At 55.9% G+C, this 6,065-nt stretch carries 5 protein-coding genes; all 5 read left to right on the forward strand.

What is annotated here, in order from left to right; all coding sequences use genetic code 11:
* The first annotated feature begins 25 nt into the window (after positions 1-25).
* Entirely contained in the window at positions 26-1,900 is a 1,875-nt protein-coding gene (htpG, locus tag JBO43_RS12900; protein ID WP_202674460.1) for a molecular chaperone HtpG, read from the forward strand.
* A gap of 194 nt (positions 1,901-2,094) precedes the next feature.
* The gene (gene adk / locus JBO43_RS12905) at positions 2,095-2,739 is read left to right on the forward strand and encodes an adenylate kinase (RefSeq protein WP_095281047.1); all 645 of its coding nucleotides are present in this window, start codon (positions 2,095-2,097) and stop codon (positions 2,737-2,739) included.
* Between the two features lie 150 nt (positions 2,740-2,889).
* Positions 2,890-3,852, forward strand: a complete 963-nt coding sequence (gene hemH / locus JBO43_RS12910; protein ID WP_095281048.1) for a ferrochelatase — start codon at positions 2,890-2,892, stop codon at positions 3,850-3,852.
* A gap of 62 nt (positions 3,853-3,914) precedes the next feature.
* Positions 3,915-5,219, forward strand: a complete 1,305-nt coding sequence (locus JBO43_RS12915) for an inosine/guanosine kinase (protein WP_202674461.1) — start codon at positions 3,915-3,917, stop codon at positions 5,217-5,219.
* A gap of 257 nt (positions 5,220-5,476) precedes the next feature.
* The coding region (locus JBO43_RS12920) for a helix-turn-helix domain-containing protein (protein WP_456237258.1) at positions 5,477-6,065 on the forward strand (589 nt) is incomplete at its 3' end.

A 6,065-nucleotide genomic window follows, 5' to 3' on the forward strand; every position in this document is an offset into this window, starting at 1 on the left:
AATGGCATTGTTGAGGTCGATCTAGATGAAAGGACAAGAAACCCGTGGTTTCCAGTCAGAAGTAAAACAGCTTCTGCACCTGATGATCCATTCCCTGTATTCCAATAAAGAAATCTTCCTGCGTGAGCTTATCTCCAACGCCTCGGATGCGGCGGACAAACTGCGTTTTCGCGCACTGTCCAACCCGGATCTGTATGAAGGCGACGGTGAACTGCGCGTGCGCGTCTCTTTTGACAAAGACAACCGCACCCTGACTATTGCCGATAACGGTATTGGTATGAACCGCGATGAGGTTATCGATCACCTCGGTACCATCGCGAAATCCGGCACTAAATCGTTCCTCGAATCGATGGGCTCCGATCAGGCGAAAGACAGCCAGCTGATCGGCCAGTTCGGTGTCGGCTTCTACTCCGCCTTTATCGTGGCCGACAAAGTGACCGTACGCACCCGTGCAGCGGGCGACAGCGCGGAAAATGGTGTGTTCTGGGAATCCCACGGCGAAGGTGAATACACCGTTGATGACATCACTAAAGCCGATCGCGGAACCGAAATCACCCTGCACCTGCGCGAAGGCGAAGACGATTTCCTGAATGACTGGCGCGTGCGCTCGATCATCAGCAAATACTCCGATCACATTGCATTGCCGGTTGAGATTGAAAAAACCGAAGAGGTCGACGGTGAAACCGTGGTCTCCTGGGAGAAAATCAACAAGGCGCAGGCCCTGTGGACGCGTAACAAGTCTGAAATCAAAGACGACGAATACAACGAATTCTACAAGCACATCGCCCACGACTTTACCGATCCACTGACCTGGACCCACAACCGTGTGGAAGGGAAGCAGGAGTACACCAGCCTGCTGTACATCCCGGCCCAGGCGCCGTGGGACATGTGGAACCGCGATCACAAGCACGGCCTGAAGCTGTACGTGCAGCGCGTGTTTATCATGGACGACGCCGAGCAGTTCATGCCGAACTACCTGCGTTTCGTGCGTGGCCTGATTGATTCCAACGATCTGCCGCTGAACGTCTCCCGTGAAATCCTGCAGGACAGCACCGTGACGCGCAATCTGCGTAACGCTCTGACCAAACGTTCTCTGCAGATGCTGGAAAAACTGGCGAAAGACGACGCTGAAAAATATCAGACCTTCTGGAAACAGTTCGGCCTGGTGCTGAAAGAAGGCCCAGCGGAAGATTCTTCTAACGTCGAAGCGATCGCTAAACTGCTGCGCTTCGCCTCGACGCATACCGATTCTTCCGAGCAGACCGTGTCTCTCGAAGAGTACGTGTCCCGCATGAAAGAAGGGCAGGAGAAAATCTACTACATCACCGCTGACAGCTACGCTGCCGCGAAGAGCAGCCCGCATCTGGAGCTGCTGCGTAAGAAAGGCATCGAAGTGCTGCTGCTTTCCGACCGCATTGATGAGTGGATGATGAACTACCTGACCGAGTTCGACGGTAAATCATTCCAGTCCGTGGCCAAAGCTGACGAATCTATCGACAAGCTGGCTGATGAAGTGGACGAAACCGCAAAAGAAGCGGAAAAAGCGCTGGAGCCCTTCGTTGAGCGTGTGAAAAACCTGCTGGGCGATCGCGTGAAAGAAGTGCGTTTCACACACCGTCTGACCGACACCCCGGCGATTGTCACCACAGACGCGGATGAAATGGGGACTCAGATGGCGAAACTGTTCGCTGCTGCGGGCCAGGCTATCCCGGAAGTGAAATACATCTTTGAACTGAACCCGGATCACCCGCTGGTCAAACGTGCGGCGGATACCCAGGACGAAACCCAGTTTAACGAGTGGGTTGAACTGCTGTTGGATCAGTCCCTGCTGGCTGAGCGCGGCACGCTGGAAGATCCGAACCTGTTCATCAAACGTGTGAATGCGCTGTTGATGGCGTAATCACCCGGCCTCCCCTGGTCTTCTCCCTCACCCTGTGGGAGAGGGCCGGGGTGAGGGCACCAAACCGCGCTAACCCAAATAATCTCCCCCGTTAACCGTTTCAGCCGTCCCGGCTTCCTTGAGCGATACCCATTCTGATGGTATTGTTTAGCGCTTTTTGAAATATTGAACCAACTTTTGAGGGGATTTTCGCAATGCGTATTATTCTGCTTGGCGCTCCGGGCGCGGGTAAAGGAACTCAGGCTCAGTTCATCATGGAGAAATACGGTATTCCGCAAATCTCTACGGGTGACATGCTGCGTGCCGCTGTTAAATCTGGCTCCGAGCTGGGCAAACAAGCGAAAGACATCATGGACGCAGGCAAGCTGGTGACTGACGAACTGGTTATCGCGCTGGTAAAAGAACGCATCACTCAGGAAGATTGCCGCAACGGTTTCCTGCTGGACGGCTTCCCACGCACTATTCCGCAGGCTGACGCCATGAAAGAAGCGGGCATCAACGTGGATTACGTTCTCGAATTCGACGTGCCTGATGAACTGATCGTTGACCGTATTATCGGTCGTCGCGTTCACGCTGCTTCTGGCCGCGTTTACCACATCAAATTCAATCCACCGAAAGTGGAAGGCAAAGACGACGTGACTGGCGAAGAGCTGACCACGCGTAAAGACGATCAGGAAGAGACCGTGCGTAAACGCCTGGTGGAATACCATCAGATGACCGCGCCACTGATCGGCTACTACTCGAAAGAAGCGCAGTCTGGCAACACCCAATACGCGAAAGTTGACGGCACTAAAGCTGTCGCTGACGTGCGCGCAGAGCTGGAAAAAATCCTCGGCTAATGTGTGATTTATTCGGCCTGCAGATGACTTTGTAGGCCGGATAAGTGAAGCGCCATCCGGCAACCCAACCCCCACCTATTTCTGCAATCTGTTCCGTTTCCCTGCTTTTCAGTTACAATCATTAGCTATTCAAATGGTTAAGAGGCGTGAATGAGTCAGGCGAAAACCGGCATCCTGCTTGCCAATCTGGGCACTCCAGAAGCACCTACCCCTGCGGCAGTAAAACGTTACCTGCGACAGTTTTTAAGCGACTCCCGCGTCGTGGATACCCCAAGATTGCTGTGGTGGCCGCTACTGCGCGGTGTCATTCTGCCGATTCGTTCCCCCCGTGTGGCTAAACTCTACCAGTCCGTGTGGATGGAAGAGGGCTCGCCGCTGATGGTTTATAGCCGTCGTCAGGAAAAAGCGCTGGCCGCACGTTTACCGGATATGCCCGTGGCACTCGGGATGAGCTACGGTAAACCGTCACTGGAAAGCGCGGTCGAAGAGCTGCTCTCCCAGGACGTTGACCACATCGTGGTGCTGGCCTTGTATCCGCAATACTCCTGTTCGACCGTCGCCGCCGTCTGGGACGAGCTGGCGCGTATTCTGGCGACCCGTCGCCGTATTCCTGCCATCACCTTTATTCGCGACTACGCCGAAGACGAGCTTTACATCGCGGCGCTGGTTAGCAGTGCGCGCGCCTCGTTTGAAAAACACGGCGAGCCGGATTTGCTCCTGCTCTCCTACCACGGCATTCCGCAGCGTTACGCTGATGAAGGCGATGATTATCCTCAGCGCTGTCGTGATACCACCCGTGAGTTGGTTTCCGCGCTCGGATTACCGCCAGAGAAGGTGATGATGACCTTCCAGTCGCGCTTTGGCCGTGAACCCTGGTTGACGCCATATACCGATGAAACCCTCAAAATGCTTGGCGAGAAGGGCGTGAAGCACGTTCAAGTGATGTCGCCGGGCTTTTCGGCGGACTGCCTCGAAACCCTTGAGGAGATTGCGGTGCAAAACCGGGAGTTCTTCCTCGAAGCGGGAGGGACAAAGTATGAGTACATTCCGGCACTTAACGATTCACCTGAACATATAGAGATGATGGCGGCGCTGGTGACCGCGAGCCGCTAATCGCGCAGTGGGCCGGGTTTGTGCTACCATTTCCGGCCCAATAGTCACTTGCAGCGCAGAAAATGAAATTTCCCGGTAAACGTAAATCCAAACACTATTTCCCCGTCAACGCCCGCGATCCGCTGCTGCAACAAACTCAGCCGGTCAATGAAACCAACGCTGCGTGGGTGGTCGGTATCGATCAGACGCTGGTGGATATCGAAGCAAAAGTGGATGATGCGTTTGTCGCTCGTTATGGCCTCAGTTCCGGGCATTCGCTGGTAATCGAAGACGATGTCGCCGAAGCCTTGTATCAGGAACTGGTGCACGAAAATCTGATCACTCATCAGTTTGCCGGTGGCACTATCGGGAATACCATGCACAACTATTCGGTGCTTGCCGATGACCGCTCAGTATTACTGGGCGTGATGTGCCGCAATATCGAAATCGGTGGCTACGCCTACCGCTATCTCTGCAACACCTCCAGCCGCACCGATCTGAACTACCTGCAAGGCGTCGACGGGGCGATTGGCCGCTGCTTTACGCTGATCAGCGATTCCGGCGAACGGACCTTTGCCATCAGCCCTGGCCACATGAATAAGCTGCGTGCTGAAAGTATCCCCGAAGAGGTGATCGCCGGGGCGTCCGCGCTGGTGCTGACCTCCTATCTGGTGCGCTGTAAGCCCGGTGAGCCGATGCCGGAAGCGACCATGAAAGCGGTGGAATACGCAAAGAAATACAACGTGCCGGTGGTGTTGACGCTGGGCACCAAGTTTGTGATCGCCGATAACCCAGAGTGGTGGCAGGCGTTCCTGAAAGAGCACGTTTCGATTCTGGCAATGAACGAAGAAGAAGCCGAAGCGCTGACCGGTGAAAACGATCCGCTGCTGGCGTCCAATAAGGCGCTGGACTGGGTGGATTTGGTGCTCTGCACCGCCGGTCCGATTGGGCTGTTTATGGCCGGTTTCACCGAGGAAGAGAACAAACGTAAAACCCAGCATCCGCTGCTGCCGGGGGCGATTGCCGAGTTCAACCAGTACGAGTTCAGCCGCGCGATGCGCCACAAAGATTGCGTGAATCCGCTGCGGATCTTCTCCCACATTGCCCCGTACATGGGCGGCCCGGAGAAGATCATGAATACCAACGGCGCGGGCGACGGCGCGCTGGCTGCACTGCTCCACGATATCACCGCCAACGCCTACCACCGGACCAACGTGCCGAACTCCAGTAAGCATCAACTGAGCTGGTTGACCTATTCGTCGCTGGCGCAGGTGTGTAAATACGCGAACCGCGTGAGCTATCAGGTGCTGAACCAGCATTCCCCGCGTTTAACGCGTGGCCTGCCGGAGCGGGAAGACAGTCTGGAAGAGTCGTACTGGGAGCGTTGAGTTTTTTACCCCTCACCCTAACCCTCTCCCAATGGGAGAGGGGATCGTCCGGAGTCTTTTTTTATCCTAATCCGATGAGAGAGCGGATGGTCTGGAGCCGTTTTTTCATCCCCGCCTGATGGGTGGAGACTGAGGAGAGGGACACTCTTTTCTCCCTCTCCCTGTGGGTGTACGGTCCGGGCACATCATGAACACTTGTTCGGGGACATGGTAGACACTTACAACTAAGGCATACGAACCCGTTTTTGGAGTCGCTTATGCCCTGGGATGCGAGAGATATCATGTCATTACGTACCGAGTTTGTTCTGTTCGCCTCGCAAGACGGGGCGAACATCCGTTCTCTTTGCCGTCATTTCGGCATTGCCCCTGCCACTGGCTACAAGTGGCTCGCCCGCTGGTCTGAACACGGCGCTGCCGGCCTGGCTGACCGCTCCCGCGTGCCTCATCATTCTCCGAACTGCTCATCTGACGGCATCACTGACCTGCTGCGCCTGGCGCATGCCCGTCATGAACGCTGGGGCGCGCGCAAGATTAAGCGCTGGCTCGAAGACCAGGGGCACAGGATGCCCGCTTTCAGCACTGTCCATAATCTGATGGCCCGTCACGGCCTGCTGCCGGGCACGACACCGGGCATTCCGGCCACTGGCCGCTTTGAGCATGACGCCCCCAACCGCCTCTGGCAGATGGACTTTAAGGGCCACTTTCCCTTTGGGGGCGGCCGCTGCCATCCACTGACCCTGCTCGACGACCACTCCCGTTTTTCCCTCTGTCTGGCGCACTGCGACGATGAGCGGCGGGAGACCGTGCAGTCACAGCTGATAAACGTGTTCAGGCACTACGGGTTGC

This window comes from Lelliottia jeotgali (assembly GCF_016771845.1).
Lineage (GTDB): Bacteria > Pseudomonadota > Gammaproteobacteria > Enterobacterales > Enterobacteriaceae > Enterobacter > Enterobacter jeotgali.

Coding starts and splice junctions, on each gene's coding strand:
- adk (WP_095281047.1), top strand. CDS start 2,095: ATGCGTATTATTCTGCTTGGCGCTCCGGGCGCGGGTAAAGGAACTCAG.
- htpG (WP_202674460.1), top strand. CDS start 26: ATGAAAGGACAAGAAACCCGTGGTTTCCAGTCAGAAGTAAAACAGCTT.
- JBO43_RS12915 (WP_202674461.1), top strand. CDS start 3,915: ATGAAATTTCCCGGTAAACGTAAATCCAAACACTATTTCCCCGTCAAC.
- hemH (WP_095281048.1), top strand. CDS start 2,890: ATGAGTCAGGCGAAAACCGGCATCCTGCTTGCCAATCTGGGCACTCCA.